This window comes from Sulfuricurvum sp. (assembly GCF_023250475.1).
Classification (GTDB): domain Bacteria; phylum Campylobacterota; class Campylobacteria; order Campylobacterales; family Sulfurimonadaceae; genus Sulfuricurvum.
Window position 1 is genome coordinate 1 of the sequence record NZ_JAHFAQ010000028.1, and the last position, 18,556, is coordinate 18,556.

The 18,556-nt window shown below is 40.0% G+C and carries 19 protein-coding genes; 14 read left to right on the forward strand and 5 right to left on the reverse strand.

All coding sequences use genetic code 11. The features are described 5' to 3' along the window. The coding region (locus Q0C19_RS04285; RefSeq protein WP_366822880.1) for an MqnA/MqnD/SBP family protein at nucleotides 1-294 on the forward strand (294 nt) is incomplete at its 5' end. Here Q0C19_RS04285 and gltX read toward each other — a convergent pair. Continuing rightward, nucleotides 288-1,673, reverse strand: a complete 1,386-nt coding sequence (gene gltX / locus Q0C19_RS04290; RefSeq protein WP_295053110.1) for a glutamate--tRNA ligase — start codon at nucleotides 1,671-1,673, stop codon at nucleotides 288-290. The genes Q0C19_RS04285 and gltX overlap by 7 nt on opposite strands. 92 nt (nucleotides 1,674-1,765) lie before the next feature. On the opposite strand from gltX, the gene Q0C19_RS04295 reads away from it, so the two are divergent. Further along, a complete protein-coding gene (locus tag Q0C19_RS04295) occupies nucleotides 1,766-2,599 on the forward strand; it encodes a peptidylprolyl isomerase (protein ID WP_295053112.1) in 834 nt (277 codons plus the stop codon). Nucleotides 2,600-2,662: 63 nt separating this feature from the next. Here Q0C19_RS04295 and Q0C19_RS04300 read toward each other — a convergent pair whose 3' ends face one another. From Q0C19_RS04300 to accB, 3 genes are all read right to left on the reverse strand, one after another. Continuing rightward, nucleotides 2,663-4,792: a methyl-accepting chemotaxis protein gene (locus tag Q0C19_RS04300; protein ID WP_295053114.1), complete on the reverse strand. Its 2,130-nt coding sequence runs from the start codon at nucleotides 4,790-4,792 to the stop codon at nucleotides 2,663-2,665. A gap of 153 nt (nucleotides 4,793-4,945) precedes the next feature. Beyond that, on the reverse strand, nucleotides 4,946-6,286 hold the full coding sequence (locus tag Q0C19_RS04305) for an acetyl-CoA carboxylase biotin carboxylase subunit (RefSeq protein ID WP_295053115.1): 1,341 nt from the start codon (nucleotides 6,284-6,286) through the stop codon (nucleotides 4,946-4,948). Nucleotides 6,287-6,289: 3 nt separating this feature from the next. Beyond that, nucleotides 6,290-6,745, reverse strand: coding sequence for an acetyl-CoA carboxylase biotin carboxyl carrier protein (gene accB / locus Q0C19_RS04310; protein WP_295053117.1), 456 nt, complete (start codon nucleotides 6,743-6,745; stop codon nucleotides 6,290-6,292). A 72-nt stretch (nucleotides 6,746-6,817) separates the two neighbouring features. Between accB and dcd the strand changes: the two genes are divergently transcribed. From dcd to Q0C19_RS04330, 4 genes are all read left to right on the forward strand, one after another. Further along, entirely contained in the window at nucleotides 6,818-7,378 is a 561-nt protein-coding gene (gene dcd, locus Q0C19_RS04315) for a dCTP deaminase (protein WP_295053119.1), read from the forward strand. Nucleotides 7,379-7,421: 43 nt separating this feature from the next. Then, nucleotides 7,422-7,658 (forward strand): DUF465 domain-containing protein, encoded by a 237-nt coding sequence (locus Q0C19_RS04320; RefSeq protein ID WP_295053121.1) that lies wholly within the window; start codon nucleotides 7,422-7,424, stop codon nucleotides 7,656-7,658. A gap of 172 nt (nucleotides 7,659-7,830) precedes the next feature. Continuing rightward, entirely contained in the window at nucleotides 7,831-8,346 is a 516-nt protein-coding gene (locus tag Q0C19_RS04325; protein WP_295053123.1) for a GAF domain-containing protein, read from the forward strand. Then, nucleotides 8,343-8,837 carry a GAF domain-containing protein gene (locus Q0C19_RS04330; RefSeq protein WP_295053125.1) on the forward strand — a complete coding sequence of 165 codons (495 nt, stop codon included), beginning with the start codon at nucleotides 8,343-8,345 and terminating at the stop codon, nucleotides 8,835-8,837. Before Q0C19_RS04325 ends, Q0C19_RS04330 begins: the two co-directional genes overlap by 4 nt. A gap of 2 nt (nucleotides 8,838-8,839) precedes the next feature. Here Q0C19_RS04330 and asnB read toward each other — a convergent pair whose 3' ends face one another. Then, complete coding sequence (gene asnB, locus Q0C19_RS04335) at nucleotides 8,840-10,645, reverse strand: asparagine synthase (glutamine-hydrolyzing) (protein ID WP_295053127.1); 1,806 nt, start codon at nucleotides 10,643-10,645, stop codon at nucleotides 8,840-8,842. Nucleotides 10,646-10,779: 134 nt separating this feature from the next. Between asnB and metK the strand changes: the two genes are divergently transcribed. The 8 genes from metK to Q0C19_RS04375 all read left to right on the forward strand — a co-directional run. Beyond that, the gene (gene metK, locus Q0C19_RS04340; RefSeq protein WP_295053129.1) at nucleotides 10,780-11,982 is read left to right on the forward strand and encodes a methionine adenosyltransferase; all 1,203 of its coding nucleotides are present in this window, start codon (nucleotides 10,780-10,782) and stop codon (nucleotides 11,980-11,982) included. Then, complete coding sequence (locus Q0C19_RS04345; protein ID WP_295053131.1) at nucleotides 11,979-13,166, forward strand: UDP-N-acetylglucosamine 4,6-dehydratase; 1,188 nt, start codon at nucleotides 11,979-11,981, stop codon at nucleotides 13,164-13,166. Before metK ends, Q0C19_RS04345 begins: the two co-directional genes overlap by 4 nt. Nucleotides 13,167-13,177: 11 nt before the next feature. Next, on the forward strand, nucleotides 13,178-14,233 hold the full coding sequence (locus Q0C19_RS04350) for an N-acetylneuraminate synthase family protein (protein ID WP_295053133.1): 1,056 nt from the start codon (nucleotides 13,178-13,180) through the stop codon (nucleotides 14,231-14,233). Continuing rightward, entirely contained in the window at nucleotides 14,234-15,187 is a 954-nt protein-coding gene (locus Q0C19_RS04355) for a glycosyltransferase (protein ID WP_295053134.1), read from the forward strand. It abuts the gene before it with no gap. Further along, nucleotides 15,184-16,041 (forward strand): NAD(P)-dependent oxidoreductase, encoded by an 858-nt coding sequence (locus Q0C19_RS04360; protein WP_295053136.1) that lies wholly within the window; start codon nucleotides 15,184-15,186, stop codon nucleotides 16,039-16,041. Before Q0C19_RS04355 ends, Q0C19_RS04360 begins: the two co-directional genes overlap by 4 nt. Continuing rightward, nucleotides 16,038-16,721, forward strand: a complete 684-nt coding sequence (locus Q0C19_RS04365) for an acylneuraminate cytidylyltransferase family protein (protein WP_295053137.1) — start codon at nucleotides 16,038-16,040, stop codon at nucleotides 16,719-16,721. The genes Q0C19_RS04360 and Q0C19_RS04365 overlap by 4 nt, the downstream gene beginning before the upstream one ends. Then, nucleotides 16,714-17,748: a nucleotidyltransferase family protein gene (locus Q0C19_RS04370; protein ID WP_295053138.1), complete on the forward strand. Its 1,035-nt coding sequence runs from the start codon at nucleotides 16,714-16,716 to the stop codon at nucleotides 17,746-17,748. The genes Q0C19_RS04365 and Q0C19_RS04370 overlap by 8 nt, the downstream gene beginning before the upstream one ends. Next, nucleotides 17,735-18,556 (forward strand): hypothetical protein (locus tag Q0C19_RS04375; protein WP_295053139.1); only part of this gene is annotated, 822 nt, incomplete at its 3' end. The genes Q0C19_RS04370 and Q0C19_RS04375, both read left to right, overlap by 14 nt.

An 18,556-nucleotide genomic window follows, 5' to 3' on the forward strand; every position in this document is an offset into this window, starting at 1 on the left:
ATATGGCATGAGCGAACAAAATTGCCGTTTGTCTTTGCCCTACTGTGCACCCACAATCACACCGATGAGCTCAAACGTCTCAGCCGTGCGTTTGTCGCCCAAAAAGTTAAAATCCCCTATTATATTCTAATGGAAGCTTCCCGAAAAAGCGGACTCACTCCGTCCCAAATTACCCACTATCTTAAATTTATCAGCTATACAGTAGGAGAGAAAGAGGAGAGAGGGTATAAACGTTTTGTGAGAGAGACGAAAAAGAGAGGGCTCAATCCCCCTCTTGGAAAAATACGTTACTGATGTGCTAAAAGCGCATCGATCCGCGCCAATGTCTCATCAACCCCGATAATCGCCATAACGGTATCGAGTCCCGGCCCGCTGAGTTTTCCCATCAGTGCAACACGCAGCGGTTGTCCAATTTTTCCGAATCCGATCTCTAGTTGTGCAACGACCGTCTCCATGACATGGTGATAATCGGTTGGCAAATGGAGTTCACCTCCGTTTTTAAGCGCTTCGGAGAAGGTTTGAAGGATCGCTTTTGATTCCTCTTTGTACCCTTTTTTGAGTGCCGCTTCGTCAAATCCCGCAGGACGAACCAAAATCTCATTGATCAGCGTTGCCATCTCGACCAATGTTTTTGCACGCTCTTTAAGCGCATCGAGCAAAATCTCCCGCTTATCGTGACTAACGAGCATCACTCCGTGAAATTCCAAAAGTTCGCACAATTTGTCGTTAGACATGTTTTTGATATAGTGGCTGTTGAGCCAGTCAAGCTTTTCAACATTGTAAACTGAGGCTGAACGGTTGATATCGCTCGGATCGAAAAGCTCCAACATCTCCGCCATCGAGAAAATTTCCTGGTCACCGTGACTCCATCCCAAACGGACGAGGAAATTGAGCAATGCTTCGGGAGTATACCCCATCGTTTTGTACATCATGACATCCGTTGCACCGTCACGCTTGGAGAGTTTTTTCCCTTCATGGTTATGAATCATCGGAACATGAAAGAAATGGGGGATAGCAAATCCGAGCGCATCATAGACAACGATTTGCTTTGGGGTGTTGGAGAGGTGATCGTCTCCTCGAATAACATCGGTCACTCCCATCAGGGCATCATCCACCGCAACAACGAAGTTATAGGTCGGAGTACCGTCAGCACGGGCAATGATAAAATCATCCAAAATATCGGCAACGTTAAAAACAACATCCCCTTTAACTCCGTCATGTACCGTAATAGATCCTTCCAACGGGGCTTTGATGCGGATAACCGCTTCACGTCCTTCAGGAGGTGTCCCTGTAAAATCGCGGTATCGGTTGTCGTATTTGGCTCTCTCTTTGCGAGCGGTCTGCTGTTCACGAAGCGCATCGAGTTCCTCTTTGGACATATAACATTTATAGGCTTTTCCCTCATCGAGAAGTTTTTGGGCATACTCTTGGTAGATCGCCAAACGGCTCGATTGGTACTCGATCGTTCCGTCATGTTCCAATCCGACCCATTTAAACGCTTCGACAATTGCCAATGCCGCCGCTTCATCATTACGGCTGAAATCGGTATCTTCGATGCGGAGCAAAAACTTCCCGCCGTTACGACGTGCCCAGAGATAACTGAGCAATGCCGTGCGCAATCCGCCGATATGTAAATATCCCGTAGGGCTAGGGGCAAATCTGGTAACTACCATGTTGTAAATCCTTTTTGGATGCAATTGCGCAATTTTAGTTAAGGCTATGTTAAAAGCGGGTAAAATAGAAAACTTTGACTTAGGAGTATCTATTGCGCTCAATCACCCTTTCCGCATTACTAGCCACTTTTTTATGGAGTGCCCCGATCGGCGGAGTCGCCGTATTGGTCAAGAACACTCCTATCACTCTCTATGAAGTACAACAGGAGATGAAACAAAGCGGTACCAGCGCTAACCAAAGTGCCGATACACTAATCCGCAAAAAGCTCGAACAACTCGAAGCGACAGAGAAAAAAATCATTGTAAGTTCTGCTGAAATCAATGAAGAGCTGGAGCGGATGGCCGCGCAGAACAAGCTCACAATGGAACAGTTTTTAAACGCCATGCAAACCGTTCGCGGATTAAGTGAAAAAGATCTCAAAGCCAAAGTGGAAGAGAGTATCAAAGGACAAAAGCTTTACAGCTCTATCGCTTTTTCTAAAATGGGTCAGCCTACAGCCGAAGAAGAGACAGAATACTACCAACTTCATATCGATGAATTTTCGCGTCCTGAGAGTTTTGAAGTAACTACCTACGTATCTCCCTCACAAGAAGCTCTCGTCGCTAAGATCGCTGATCCGATGCGTCATATTGAATCTATCGAGAGTAAAGACGAAACCATCCCTTTCGGTAAAATTAACCCCCAATTGGCACAACTCCTCAATAAAACCGCCAATGGATCGTTTAGCCCCATTCTTCCGAATGGAAAAAACGGTTTTATGAGTTTCTATATGCGGGATAAGCTAAACGTCGTGACCGAAAATATTGATGCGGTACGTCCACAAATCGCCAATGCGATTGTAGGGGAAAAACGAAATCAGGTTTTGAATGATTATTTCACACGTCTTCGGCTCAGTGCGGATATAAAAGTTTTACGACTTCCTTAACTCTAAAGTTTTCTCCCTCAAAAAGGGAGAGATCACAAAAGGAATACAATTCCTTTCCTCAAATTATGAACCCACCATCTCATTGAGCGTATCGAAGAGTGTAATACTCGCTCGTTCAGCTTCTTCAAAACATGCGGCAATCGCTTTTGCATGACGGATCGGATCATCATTCAGCAATCCGACTGCTTTTCGTACCTCTTCGTGAACTTTTTTGTGCGGCTCTAACATTTTCGAATAGGCAGCCGTTGAGGCAAATACCGATTTTCCATCACCGCTTTCATACCATTTCCCCAGAGCACACGCATGATGATCACTGAATTCATGCTCTACTTTTCCTTCAAACCCCGCAGCATACGCATTGTTTTTGAAAATCATATGGTCAATTTTTGCCATGTTGGTAAAAATTTCATAACTGATGGATTGATTATCCACTTTAATCCGTTCAACATTTTGAATCAACTCTGCCAATACTGTTTTAAATTGATCAAGTTTTTGAGATGAATCTACTGCATATTCTTCCACACGTTCACTATTTTCGAGCATCCCGACCGAATTTTGCTTAAGAACGCTGATATTCGATTCCACTTCGCTCGTCGCTTTTTGCGTCCGCTCTGCCAATTTTCGAACTTCATCGGCAACTACTGCGAATCCTCGGCCGTGTTCGCCTGCACGCGCCGCTTCAATAGCCGCATTCAGAGCTAACAAATTGGTTTGATCCGATATATCTTTAATCAATGTGATCACATTTGAAATTTCACTGACATTATGATTGAGCTGCTCTGAATTCGTACGTGAATCGTTGATCATCTCCGTAATTTTTGACATACTTGCCATAATCTCATCGGTTTGGACACTCACTTCATCCACAACTTGACCCGTCTCATGATTAAGGGTATTGACATCCTTTAAACTTCCCATATTATTCATAAGTGAACTTCTAAGACTTCCTGCGTTGTGGATGGCACCTTGAATCATTTGACGTGCCAATGTCAAAGACATCTCATTTTTGTCCATCTGTTCTTCAGACTTCGCCTTCTCACTCATTGCTTCTTTTGCCCGATCCTCGGCAACCATAGCAATCTTTTGAACTTTTTCAATAAAAATATTAAAGCTCGTAGCCGCTTTTCCGATCTCATCATTGGAAGAGACCTTCAGACGCTTGCTCAGATCAGCATCACCGCTTGCTAGTTCTTGCGCAATCGTGTCAAGGTTCTCAATCGGTTCCGTTACGGCTCTGCGCACAATAACAATCAGCAATACTAGGATAATGGCATCCATGACCGTCATAATAATCACTTGACGCAATAATGAATTTTCAGACTGGTTAATCAGGTTTTCAACCGTTTCTAATTTTTTTGCTGAAAATGAGTATCCAACCTCTTCTCCGGAAAAATCTTTTATCGCTATAGGCTCTACATAATAATTTTCTGTCGTAAAGGAACCTTTTTTCGGGTCAAAATCACTTTTGCTCAATTCCGATAAGAATCCTTTGTCTACCGCGTCTTCTTTTACCGCCAACGTATAATCTTTACCGATTTTAGGAGCATTTTTCAGCTCTGATGCATTCTCCAAATAACGGTTGTTAAGTACAATAATAAGTTCAGCTCCAAAATTTTCCCGCATATCTTTAATAATTGAGTTTAGCCCTTGCATAAATTCAACCGATCCGACATACTCTCCCCCTGAAATAATAGGGGCAATCCCGCGCAGTTCCAATCCCGCAACGCCGATTTCTATTGCGACAAGCGGTTTTTTGGTCTCTTTAACCGCTAAAATTGTTTTACGAAAACTGCTCAGGTCGTCTCCGAATTTTTCCGGTTTCCATACACGTAAAAAACTGTGAACGTCTTTATCATGAACATGAATTTTGATATTTCCGAATTTAGTGTTCTCTTTAAACTCTGCAGAGAGGGATTTAAGGCTTTTAAGCATCCCCTCTCGATCCCCATTCATCAACCCATTTACAACCGCACTGTTTTTAGAAATGCCGATTGCATTGGTAATCCCTACACTGTTTTTGGCTTCAATTGCTTCATTAAATATCGTCGTCATCTCTTTTGACTGACTAACGTAGATATCATCCCGAATCTGATGAACGGAAATGATATAATTGATTAAAACCACGATAAATCCGATCACAATCGATGCGATCAGTGGAATGTGTACTTTTTGTGCGATGCTGAGATTGCTCATATATCCCCTTATATCTATTTTTCTAATGCATTACAAGTCAATTATACTACCGTTACACTGTAAAATTAACGTAAAAATATGAAATAAATGAAAAAAGCAGTGCGAGAAAAGTTATATTTTAGGGATTAGGATAGAAAAAAATTACAAGGGCGATTAGCCGCTGTAATTTTCGAGGTATTTTGTATCGAAGTTGTTATTAATGAAATCGGGATTTTGCATCATTTTCATATGAAAAGGGATCGTTGTTCTAATCCCTGTAATAGTGAACTCGCTGAGTGCACGGTGCATACGGGCAATCGCGTCATTACGATCCGTTCCGTAAACGATCAATTTTCCGATCATCGAATCATAGGTTGAAGGTACAATATATCCAGCATGGGCATGGGTATCGATACGAACGTTTCGACCGCCCGGTGCGATCCACTGAGTAATTTTCCCCGGACTTGGCAGAAATTTGATCGGATCTTCGGCAGTAATACGACACTCGATTGAGTGACCGGTAAGGACAACACTCTCTTGTGAAGGAAGAGCTTCCCCCTGTGCAACACGAATCATCATCTCGATCAGATCCAAACCGCTTACCATCTCAGAAACAGTATGCTCAACTTGAAGACGGGTATTCATCTCCATAAAATAGAAGTTTTTATCGGCATCGAGGAGATATTCGAACGTCCCTGCACCCTCGTATTTGATGTATTTAGTTGCACGAACCGCTGATTCGTGCAATGCGGCACGAATTTCAGGGGTCAATGCTACCGCAGGAGACTCTTCGATCAGTTTTTGATGGCGACGCTGCATGGAACAGTCACGCTCACCGATATGAAGAACATTTCCATGAGAGTCGGCAATCACTTGTACTTCGATATGACGTGGATTTTTGATGAATTTTTCCATGTAAATCGTACCATCACCAAATGCCCCGATCGCTTCCGCTTCTGCCGCCAAAAAAGCATTTTCGACATAGCTTTCGTCTTCAACGACGCGCATCCCGCGTCCACCGCCGCCGGCTGCCGCTTTAAGAATAATCGGATAACCGACCTCTTTAGCTCGCACTTTGGCTTCGGCAATATCTTTGATCGCACCATCAGATCCCGGAACAACCGGAACACCAGCGGCGATCATGACATCTTTCGCTTTAGATTTATCGGACATCATCACCATCACTTCAGGTGTCGGTCCGATAAATTTTATCCCGTGATGGGTACAAATCTCAACAAAATGTTGGTTCTCAGACAAAAATCCATATCCCGGAAATACTGCGTCACACCCGCTGATTTCACACGCAGCGATAATAGCAGGGATATTCAAGTAACTTTGTGAGCTTGGAGCTGCACCGATACAGATTGCTGCATCTGCAAGCTTCAGATACGAAGCGTCTTTATCGGCAGTCGAATAAACCGCTACGGCTTCTTTACCCATCTCTTTGATCGTTCGGATAGCGCGAAGGGCGATTTCACCTCGGTTTGCAACTAAAATACGTTTGATTTCCGCCATGACTTAAAGCTTCTTAACCGCAAAAAGTGCCATATCGTATTCGACAGCTTGGGCATCAGATACCAACACATTGAGTATTTCACAATCAAATTCTGCTTCAAGCTCATTCATGATTTTCATAGCTTCAAGCACTGCAATCACTTGTCCTTTTTTCACACGATCGCCTACTTTTACGAAAGGAGCTGAATCAGGAGAAGGGGATGCATAAAATGTCCCAACCATAGGTGAAACGATCATATCACCGGTATAAACCGCTGCTGCAGGGGCAGAAGCTTCTACGCCAGCCGATTGTGCAGCCGGAGCGGCTGCGACAGCAACAGGCGCCGCCATCATAGGTGTGGCAACCACACCGATATTTTTTTCAAGTTCAATCGAAAAAGCGTCTTGAGAAATTTTTAATTTTGAAAGAGAACTTGCGTCAAACTCTTGCAAAAGTGCTTTGATTTGTTTCATATCCATCGGAAAATGCTCCTAAAAGTAGGTTAATAGATGTGTTATACTACCATAAATAAAATTAACAACGGATAGATTATGGGTCTTAAAAGCGATGGATGGATACGAGAAAAAGCATTAACGGAGGGGATGATATCCCCATTTTGCGAAGATCAAGTAGGGGTTGGGGTCGTCAGTTACGGCCTTAGCTCATACGGCTACGATATTCGCGTTACCAATGAATTTAAGATTTTCACCAATCTAAATTCCACCGTCGTCGATCCTAAACACTTCGATGACATGAATGTTGTCGATTTTGTCGGGGATGTCTGTATTGTTCCCCCCAACTCATTTGCTTTAGCGCGAACCGTGGAATATTTTAAAATTCCCCGTGACGTATTAGCCATCTGTTTGGGAAAATCGACATATGCCCGTTGCGGCATCATTGTCAATGTCACCCCTTTCGAGCCTGAATTCGAGGGACACATTACGATTGAAATCTCAAATACCACCCCGCTTCCGGCAAAAATTTATGCTAATGAAGGGATAGCGCAAGTGCTCTTTTTACAAGGGGATGAGATGTGTGAAACCAGCTATAAAGATAAAAGCGGCAAGTATCAAGGGCAAGAGGGGATCACCCTTCCACGGATTTTAAATTAACTAGTGGTACAATTCCGATAAATTTCCACGCAAGGACACCTGAATGTTGCACGAATACCGCGATGTAATCACCCATATGAAACAAAATGATGCGGCAAATGCCCACTTTTTGAAAATTTTTGATCGTCATAACGACCTTGACAACCAAATCACCAAAGCAGAAAACGGTGAGGTTCCAATGACCGATCTTGAGCTAGAGAAACTCAAAAAAGAGAAATTATTGCTTAAAGATGAAGCATACGCACTGATTATTCAGTACAAAAAAGATCACACTCTTTAATACTACCCATTGAAACGCCAAAGGGATAAAATCCCTTTGGCTGCCCTAGAGTTCATAGCACTTTAATTTTCCTCTTCAAAGCCCATTTTTCCTTTCCTTACTTCTTGATTTACTTTTTAGCTTTAACTCGATACGATTTATTTTTTCTGATATTTATCCCATTGAGGTACACATGACAACTTCATACACCGCTTTAGCCGATTTTGGACGAGCTTTACTCAAACGTCCAACTTTAGCCGAAGGTCTTCCGATAATATCTGAATACGCCAAACAGGTGAGCGGTGCAGGACGGTGCTCTATTTTCATCTATAACCCAAAAATTCAAATGCTTTGGACGACTTTGGCTGACGGTGTTGAAAAAATCATAGTCCATCAAGATGACGGGATTGTAGGTCATACGGTCAAAGAAGGGAAGCCCATCTTAGTCAATAACCCCTACGAAGATGAGCGCTTTTTACACACCATTGACAACAAAACCGGGTTTGTAACCGAAAACATCGCCTCTATCCCTATTTTTGATTCCAATCGTCACATTATCGGCGTTTTCCAGCTTCTCAATAAACCGGGCGGTTTTTCACCCGAAGATGCCAAATTTATGATTTTTTTCGCCCACTACATTAGCGGCTATCTTGAGCTGGCTATGCTTTTCGACGATCAGGCAACCTTGCTTGCGAAGGGGATAGAGTGAGTTTGGAAATCTACAAACGAATTGCCGATTTCGGAAAAAAACTTACCAACCTTGAGCGTGTAGATAAAGCTTTACCGACTATCTCTGAAGAGGCTAAAGCCATAGTAAATGCGGAACGGTGCTCTATTTTTATAGTTGACCGTCAAGGGGAGATGTTGTGGACAAAACTCAGTGACGGAGTAGGACGTATTGCTATCGGAATCGGTTCAGGAATAGTCGGTGACACGGTTCGAAGAAAAACTCCGCAAATAGTCAATAATCCCTATGAAGACAGCCGTTTTTTATCAAAAATTGATGAAAAAAGCGGTTTTATAACTCGAAATATCCTCGCTGTCCCTATCTTTGACTCGCGCCAAGAAGTGATCGGTATTATTCAACTCCTTAATAAATATCACGGCGACTTTAATGAAAAAGATGAAGGTATTATGAGTTTTTTTGCCAATTATGTCAGCGGGACACTGGAGCTGGCGTTATTAATGGAAAAAAAATAAAATTAGAGTAATTCTCGATTCATCCAATGGCTTAGTACATACAGTCCCCACACATGCTGTTTAAATTTCCCTCGACGGGCCAAATCTAAATACTCTTCGATCACTTCAGGATAAAATAATCCTGTCTTGTCATTCACTTCCCGTATCAAATCAATCCGTCCTGAAGCAATCAGCCACTCCATATAAGGGTTCGCAAACCCTTTTTTCTTCCGATCAATTATTTCGTCACTGAGATAGTTTCGGGCAATCTGTTTGAGAAGTGTTTTTGTCCCCCCATTCCCGATACGGAGAGCCGAATCGACCGATAGCACCGTTTCCGCCAAATGATGATCCAAAAACGGCGTACGCGCTTCAATCGTGTGTGCCATAGAGACACGATCAAGCTTCGTCAAAAAATGTTCTCCGACAAAAAGCTTCAAATCGATCATGCTGTACCAAGCACTTGGATTGCTGTGTCCGCTTTGTTCAAATATTTGCCGATACGGTTGAAGAAATCGTAACGATTCATTATCTCGGATATTGCGTCGAAACAACTTATTTTGCTGTAAATCGGTAAATTTATCTCCCGAAGTACGAAACAGCAGTGTCTCGTCAAAAATCCGTTTATACCATTCCCACTCCCGATTCATAGAAAAATGGGCGTGAAAATATTTTTTCAGCCAATTTTTGTGGTGCAACGAAGCCGCTTTTTCAATATCGAGATATTCGAAATACTGCCGATACCCCAAAAACAGTTCATCAGACCCCTCTCCGCTTAAAACAACTTTGTATCCTTCAGAACCGATTTTTTTCATCAGCATATAAAGGGGCAACGCTGCAGGATCATTCAAGGGTTCATCCATATGGATTAAAAGTTCGTCTAAATTTTCGTGAAAATCATCCCGTGAAATAATGACTTCGGTATGCTCTAATCCTAAATATCGTGCCGTGACTGCCGCATTGGCACGCTCATCGTAAGCATCGTATTCATCATAGCCCAATGTAAATACCGGAAGCTTTTTTCCCTGACTTGCCGCTATAGAGCAAATCATCGCACTGTCTAATCCTCCGGAGAGCAAAGCCGCTATCGGGACTTCGGTATCCAATCGAGTTCCTATAGAACGATGGAGCTCCTCTTCGATCCGCTGCAATGCTTCGGCTTTATCCATTATTGATGAAGCCTGTACAGAGAGCAGATTGTAATAACGGTGTTTGGTTATTCTTCCTTGCTCAAAATAAAGCCATTCGCCGCTCTCTAATTTCTCAATCCCCTGATAAAAGGTATGAGGGGGAGCCGGTGCCAAAAATGAGAGATACGAGTGGAGTGCCTCATTATTCATCTGTACTGAGGATAAAAACGGTTTGATCGCTTTAATCTCAGAACCAAAGATAAACGCATCATTGCTTTGATGATAAAAAAGCGGTTTTTTTCCAAAACGATCCCGAACCAGATAGCATTTATCCCCGTCTATCAGTGCAAATGCAAACATCCCTTCAAAACGATTCACACACTCGATACCCCATTTCGCATAGGCAGCTAATACAACCTCCGTATCGCTCGACGTTTCCCATATTGAGCTATCTAACTGTTCCCGAAGTTGCTTATGATTATAGATCTCCCCGTTAAAACTGATGCGCAGTCTGCCTCTACTCATCGGCTGATGAGAACGGGAGTGGGTGTCCGTAATAGAGAGTCGCTGATGAGCTAAAAAAAGTTTCTCGTCTTCTACAATTCCGCAATAATCCCTACCGCGATGCTGCAGTGTTTTTAAAGCCTCACGTGCTTTGGAGGGGGAATATTCACCGATAATTCCAAATACACCGCACACATGAAACCTTTTTTCACAATTATACGCTTTTCTAACCTAACTAAATAAACGAAAATTTTTTACTCAGTTTAAATATCCTATAATTTACTTTTAGTATGACCACAAATTTACTAGTCAAGGAAGATAACTCCATTATGTATCTATTTACTTCAGAAGTCGTTAGTCCAGGGCACCCGGATAAATGTGCCGATATTATTGCCGACAGCATTGTTGATCGTCTCATTATCAGTGATCCGAAAAGCCGTGTTGCCAGCGAAGTATTCGTAGCCGGCAAACATGTTATTATCGGCGGCGAAGTTACCTCTGCCGCTGGGCTCAGTACCAAAGAGTATAAACATATTGCTCTGGAAGCGCTCAAAAAAATCGGCTACAACGGTCATCCTCATTTTACAAGGGAAGAGTGTCTCCATCCTGATGATGTAGAGGTACAAGTGCTCCTTAATCGACAATCTCCCGATATTAACCAAGGGGTTGACCAAGAAGACGGTGAAACCGGTGCAGGGGATCAGGGAATCATGTTCGGGTATGCCGACTGTGAAACGGCGAATTATATGCCAAGTGCCATTACCTATGCCCGAATGCTGATGGAAAAAGTCTATCACTACGCCCTCGCCCACCCTCATAAACTGGGTGTCGATATTAAAACCCAAGTCACTATGGACTACGGCGTCAAAGACAACTTTGAAAACTGCAACCCGCAATCGATCCATACCATTGTTGTCTCTGCCCCGTGCGTCAGCACAATGAACATCGAACAGGTACGTGAACTCATCATGGAGTTGATCCTTGATACGGGGCTACCGACGAATCTGTTTGATCCGAAAGAGTGTATCATCCATATCAATCCGACTGGGAAATACGTCTCTCACTCCAGTCTGCACGACAGCGGATTGACAGGACGTAAACTGATCGTAGATAGCTTCGGCGGCTATGCCCCTATCGGCGGCGGTGCACAAAGCTCTAAAGACTACACCAAAGTGGACCGTTCAGGTCTTTATGCCGGACGTTGGATCGCCAAACATATCGTAGCATCAGGTCTGGCTAAAAAAGCAATCGTACAAATCAGCTATGCCATCGGTGTTGCCAAACCCACCTCGGTTGCCGTAGATACAAGCGGAACTTGCATAGATGGAATTAATGATGATATTCTCTCATCCTTCGTCCACGATCATTTTTCACTCACTCCGAACTGGATCACCCGTAAATTTGATCTCGATCACCCGAGCGAAGAGACATTCCTTTACGCCGATGTCGCTAGCCGTGGTCAAGTAGGCCAAAGTGATTACCCATGGGAAAAATTAGATGAACTTGAAAAATTTGAGGGTCTAAAGGCTTGAATGTATTATCTTTAATCGGTCGAGACAAAGAACTTTTTTCAGACGATATAAGCACACATGAACAAGAGCTCTCAAACATTGTCTCAACATCTACCTTTTTGGTGATCGGAGGAGCCGGTTCAATCGGTCAGTCCGTTACTAAAGAAATTTTCAAACGTAATCCGAAAAAGCTTCATGTCGTCGACATCAGCGAAAACAATATGGTCGAGTTGGTACGAGATATTCGTAGCTCATTCGGCTATATTGACGGTGATTTTCAAACCTTTGCTCTGGATATCGGTTCGATCGAATATGATGCATTTATCGAGGCGGACGGGCAATACAATTACGTACTGAACCTTTCAGCCTTAAAACATGTCCGCAGTGAAAAAGATCCTTTCACCCTCATGCGAATGATTGATGTCAATATTTTCAACACCGACAAAACACTTCAACAATCGATCCAAAAAGGGACAAAAAAATATTTTTGCGTCTCTACCGATAAAGCGGCTAATCCGGTCAATATGATGGGAGCCAGTAAACGGATTATGGAGATGTTTTTAATGCGAAGAAGCAAAAAGATTGTTATCTCTACCGCACGCTTTGCCAATGTCGCATTTAGTGACGGCTCACTGCTCCACGGATTCAATCAACGGATTCAAAAACGCCAGCCCATTGTTGCTCCAAATGATATCAAGCGCTATTTCGTCACCCCGCAGGAATCTGGCGAACTGTGTCTGATGTCATGCATTTTCGGCGAAAATCGAGACATCTTTTTCCCCAAACTGAGTGAAGCGCTTCACCTGATCACGTTTGCCGACATTGCCGTGAAATATCTTGAAAATCTGGGGTTCAAACCATATTTATGTGAAAGTGAAGACGAAGCAAGGGCTTTAACCGCGACTTTGCCCGATCAGGGAGAATGGCCATGCCTTTTTACCGCCAGCGATACGACGGGAGAAAAAGATTTCGAGGAGTTTTTTATGGAGAATGAGACACTTGATATGGAACAGTTTAATAACCTCGGTATCATCAAAAATGACCCCCTCTACGATGAGTCCAAGCTGAACCGTTTTGCCGAAGCAATCAATCAGATGAAAGCCGATAAACGATGGACAAAAGATCAAATCGTCGAGCTATTTTTTGAGATGATCCCCGATTTTGGTCACAAAGAAACAGGCAAATATCTTGATGGAAAAATGTAAAAGGAGATATTATGACTACGGTGGTAATAGGCACTAAAAAAATCGGAAAAGGGCATCCGGCATTAATCATTGCCGAAGTAGGTGTTAATCATAACGGAAGCATAGAAAGAGGGCTAGAACTCATTGAGTCAGCCGCTCGTTCAGGTGCGGATGTTGTCAAATTTCAAACCTATAAAGCCAACCAATTAGTAACAAGAAAAGCTCCAAGATACTGGGATGAGAAACTTAACGATGATAACGGCGGAACACAATTCGATACCTTTTCAAAACTTGACGGAATGGGGTTGGATGGCTATAAAGCATTTAAAAAGAAGTGCCAGGAAGTAAATGTTATTTTTACATCTACCCCTTTTAATTTACCCGATGTTGATGTATTGGAAGAGATCGGTGTTGATGTCTATAAAATATCATCATCCGATATTACCTATCTGCAGCTTATTAAATATACAGCATCAAAACATAAACCTATCATACTTTCAACTGGTTGCGCTTCAATAGGAGAGATAGAAAAAGCAGTGGAGACGATAAGAGCACAAGGGAATGACAATATCATATTGCAGCACTGTATCTTGCAATATCCTTGTGATGATGAAAATGCGAATCTGGTTAAAATGCAAAAACTGCAAGAGGTATTTCCAGATATTCCGGTAGGATACTCTGATCATACAATCGGTATTACAATTCCCGCTATGTCAGTCGCGATGGGAGCGGTAAGCGTAGAAAAACATTTCACTATTGACAACAAACTCCCTGACAGCCCGGATCATAAACTATCTGCAAATCCAAATGAACTTGCCGAAATGACCAAGATGATACGGACTATAGAAAAAGCCAAAGGATACTTTTGCAACGGACACTATCCCGCGGAAGCAGCAGCTTATTTAAATGCAAGAAAATCTTTGGTTTCAGCATGTTTTATCAAACAAGGAACCGTAATTTCAGAAGAAATGCTAACAGCAAAAAGACCCGGAATTGGAATTTATCCTGAATTTTTAGATTTTCTTGTGGGTTCTACCGCAAAAATTGATATTCCGGAAGACACGACTATCACAAAAGAAATGATATAGATGAAGATTTTGGTCAGACTTGATATATCAAAAGAAATTGGCACAGGTCATTTTCGAAGGATTACAAATCTGTCAAAATACATGTGTAATGATACTTTCTACTTTTTTGTTGTAACCGATGATGAAAAAAATTTGCTTTTTGACATCTATAATGTATTTTTTACAAGTCGTGATAAAGAGCTTAACGATATCAAAGCATTTATAGATCTAAATGAAGTAGATATCATTCTTATAGATTTATTGCATTATGAAGACTTATATATAGAAAGCTTCAAAAAAACTACCGGCAAAAAAATAGTAACTTTTCATGAGTATCCGGATTATTCAGATCATTCAGATTTAAAAATAAACTATAATTTCTTTAATGAGTTCGAAGAATCACAAAACATTAATTTTTTGGCAGGTCCAAAATATATTATATTTGATGATGACATTGAAAACTTCCAAAATCAAAAAAAAGAAAATTTCATTTTTGTCAGTTTTGGCGGGTCTGACCCATTCGGGTTAATAGATAGTTTTGTTACTCAGGTTGCATTGAAACTGCCAACTATTCATTTTAAGATCCATGTAGGGAACTTCAATAAGCAGAATCAAGACCATTTTAATAATATAAATAACATTGAGTTTCTTTACAAGCCATCTAATATATTTCAGTATATGGCATCCACTAAATTAGCGGTTACTGCTGCAGGAAACATGATGTATGAACTCATATTTTTAAATACCTCAACTTTTGTCATAGCTCAGAATCAACACCAAGATGAATTTGCGTCCAATGCCGACAAATATAACTGTATAAAATATTTTGGAAAAATTGATTCTATCGATTTTAACAAGTTAAAAGAAACCATTGAAGAAGAATATAGAAATCAAAAAGTGAAAGAATGCAAATTTAATCTTGACAATATGGGTAAACACAGAATTGCGCAAGCGCTTCAAAGGCTAATCTCTTGAAAAAAATATTGCTAACCGGTGCCAACGGATTTATTGGAAAAAATATTCTAGAGAAAATTTCCGATACTTATGAAATTGTTAAAATAACAAGAGATGGTCCGTATAATATTTTAGATCTAAACTCTCTGATGCAAATTAATGATATTGATATTGTTTTACATACGGCAGCAAAAACTTTTATTCCGGATTCTTTTAGTGATCCCTACAGTTTTTATGAGTTCAATATTCAAAGCACATTGAATATCGCTGAATACTGCAGAGTTAAAAAAGTTCCAAAATTGATCTATTTCAACAGTTACACCTATGGTCATCCTGAATATTTGCCTATAGACGAAAGTCATAGAGTTGCTTTTCATTCTCCCTACAATAAAAGCAAATATTTGGCGGAAGAGTTATTGCTGAACTATTTAGAAAATATAACCCGTGTAACCTCTTTGAGACTTTTCAATTTATACGGAAAATATCAAGGTGATACTTTCTTAATTCCTCAGATCATAAAAGATATAAACAAAAAAAAGTGCATTCATGTAAAAGATTTAATTCCCAAAAGAGACTACCTGTATATAAAAGATCTTTTACTCCTAATTGAAATAATAATAAGCAGTGATACTACCAATGGTATTTATAATATTGGCAGTGGAAAAAGCTACAGTGTACAAGAGATTATTGATGAAATCAAAAGCACTACAAATACGGATGTCCAAATTGACTCTGAAAACTACCGCAGAGAAGGCGAAATATTAGATTGTGTAGCCGATATCAAGAAAATAAAAATAGATACCGGATGGTTTCCAAAATATGATTTAAAATCAGGCTTATTGGATTATATTGAAGAAGGAGTTAAACGAGTATGATTGCATTAATACCCGCAAGATGTGGCTCAAAAGAGTTACCCGGGAAAAATATAAAGAATTTATGCGATAAACCAATGATCGCCTATTCAATAGAAGAAGCAAAAAAATCCAAATATATTGAAGAAGTTCATGTTTCAACCGATTGTATCGAAATACAGGAAATCGCACTCAAATATGGTGCAATATCTCATTTTCTCAGACCAGATTTCTTAGCAACGGACGAGGCCAAAGCAATAGATACTTATTTATATACTATTGATAGATTAAATACAGAATATGGCTATAAAATTGACGAAATAATGATTCTTCAGCCTACATCCCCATTAAGATCAGTCAAAGACATAGATTTGGCAGTTGAGTTATTTAAAAATAAAAAAGCCGACTCCGTAGTAAGTTATACAAAAGAAGATCATCCAGTTCAATGGCATAAATACCTAACAGAAGATAAAAAATTTGAAAATATTTTTGAAGACAAACTATTAAATAGACAAGAGTTTAGACCAAGCTATTATCCAAACGGTGCAATTTATATATTTAAATATGATTTATTAAAAAGCGGAAAATACTATGGAGAAGAAACATTTGCTTATATAATGCCTAAAAGCAGATCTATCGATATCGATACATTGGATGATTTTAAATATGCAGAATTTTTAATGAAAGATAGACAAAATGGATAAGTTTGTTTTTACTATTGAAGAAGGAATGTCTTTAGAAAAAGCTATTGAGTTTCTTGACAAAAATCATAATGGTATGCTTCCAGTTATCCAAAAAGATGGAACTCTATACGGTCTGATTACAGACGGTGATATAAGAAAAGCCATCATAAATAATGAATTAAGTTTAGAAAAAATTATTAATAAAAATCCTTATAAACTCAATATTTCTTCAACAAACGCACAACGAATCCAATTTTTAAGACAAATCAAGCGACGACATCTCCCCCTGGTTGATGATAATAATGTATTCATCTCTGTATTTACATTGGATGAGCTTTATTTCAATCTCAAACCGAATTGGGTTGTGATTATGGCTGGTGGGCTGGGAACAAGATTAGGAGAACTGACAAAAGAGACACCAAAACCGATGCTCAAAATACGAAACAAACCAATCATTGAACATATTATAGATATGTTTGTATCCTACGGTTTTACAAAATTTATGCTAAGTGTCAATTATAAAGCCGACGTTATCAAAAATTATTTTAAAGACGGTCGTGATTTCGGCGTAGAAATCCAATATATAGAAGAAAATAAAAGATTGGGAACTGCCGGAGCTTTAAGTCTAATTGAGAACAAGATGGAAGAACCCTTTTTTGTAATTAACGGAGACATTATGACTTCCCTGAATTTTGAACAGCTTTTAGAATTTCATAATTCCATTAAGTCCGATGCAACAATGTGTGTCAGAAGCTATGATTATCAAATTCCTTACGGAGTCATTACGACCGACTCAAAGAAAAATATTCTTGCAATCAATGAAAAACCAATTTATGAGTTTTTAGTGAATGCAGGAGTTTATGTCGTAAATCCAATTATTCTAGATTATATTCCAAAAGATGACTATTTTGATATGCCTAGTCTATTTGATATTTTAAAAAAAGATCAAAAAAATATTAAAGCTTATGAAATTAATGACTATTGGATTGATATCGGTCATCCTGAAGATTTTGAAAAAGTGCAAAAGGACTCAAATGTACGATATTAATACTTTTGCTGATAAAAATCTTTTATTAGTCTGTGCCGAAACATTTTCATGGCCGATGCATTATGTCGCTCAAGAGTTGAGAGGCGTTTGTAATGATATCGGGGCGATCTTTATACAACCGGGGGAAAGCTATTTTAATGCCCCGGAATATATGCTGTTTAAATCACTTAATAGTGATATCACAGTGCACGAAATGAGTTCGGTCGCAAAAGAGTACATCGACAAATTCAAAAATACCGATAAACATATTGACAGGGACTATATTAACAAAATAGAGCGTCTATACACATCACATTCGGGTCTGAATGAACAACTATTGACAGAAATGACCTTAATGCCCTATTACCATGACAGAGATTTTTACGAGTATATAGATTACAATAAAATTTTGCTCTACGTTCAAATATACTATCAATACATAGAAAACTTGTTTGAAAATAGTAAACCGGATATTATTATAGATTGTGACGTTGATTTTTTTGGAAGATCCGTTCTTTTAGAAGTTGCATCACATCATAATGTACCGTATATCTCTATTGATCACGCAAGGATTGACGGATATATTTTACCTACAACCTCATTGGTAAAGAGTGCAAATCACACATTAACTGCCTGTTTCAATGATTACTTGAGTGACCGTTTCCTGGAAAAAGATCAAAAAGTAAATGATATGTTTAATAAAACTAAAAAAGAGATCGGTAAAGTACCGGAAATATTTAAAAAAGCGCATTCCGAACTTCAATTTAACAGTATAAGACTCTTAAAACAGTTAATACGGGGAAATATCGCATATGTTAAACATTTTTCA

What these genes read in the sequence shown, in the direction of transcription:
- gltX (WP_295053110.1), bottom strand. Translation starts at nt 1,673, where the DNA reads ATGGTAGTTACCAGATTTGCCCCTAGCCCTACGGGATATTTACATATC.
- Q0C19_RS04300 (WP_295053114.1), bottom strand. Translation starts at nt 4,792, where the DNA reads ATGAGCAATCTCAGCATCGCACAAAAAGTACACATTCCACTGATCGCA.
- Q0C19_RS04305 (WP_295053115.1), bottom strand. Translation starts at nt 6,286, where the DNA reads ATGGCGGAAATCAAACGTATTTTAGTTGCAAACCGAGGTGAAATCGCC.
- accB (WP_295053117.1), bottom strand. Translation starts at nt 6,745, where the DNA reads ATGGATATGAAACAAATCAAAGCACTTTTGCAAGAGTTTGACGCAAGT.
- dcd (WP_295053119.1), top strand. Translation starts at nt 6,818, where the DNA reads ATGGGTCTTAAAAGCGATGGATGGATACGAGAAAAAGCATTAACGGAG.
- Q0C19_RS04320 (WP_295053121.1), top strand. Translation starts at nt 7,422, where the DNA reads ATGTTGCACGAATACCGCGATGTAATCACCCATATGAAACAAAATGAT.
- Q0C19_RS04325 (WP_295053123.1), top strand. Translation starts at nt 7,831, where the DNA reads ATGACAACTTCATACACCGCTTTAGCCGATTTTGGACGAGCTTTACTC.
- metK (WP_295053129.1), top strand. Translation starts at nt 10,780, where the DNA reads ATGTATCTATTTACTTCAGAAGTCGTTAGTCCAGGGCACCCGGATAAA.
- Q0C19_RS04350 (WP_295053133.1), top strand. Translation starts at nt 13,178, where the DNA reads ATGACTACGGTGGTAATAGGCACTAAAAAAATCGGAAAAGGGCATCCG.
- Q0C19_RS04355 (WP_295053134.1), top strand. Translation starts at nt 14,234, where the DNA reads ATGAAGATTTTGGTCAGACTTGATATATCAAAAGAAATTGGCACAGGT.
- Q0C19_RS04365 (WP_295053137.1), top strand. Translation starts at nt 16,038, where the DNA reads ATGATTGCATTAATACCCGCAAGATGTGGCTCAAAAGAGTTACCCGGG.
- Q0C19_RS04370 (WP_295053138.1), top strand. Translation starts at nt 16,714, where the DNA reads ATGGATAAGTTTGTTTTTACTATTGAAGAAGGAATGTCTTTAGAAAAA.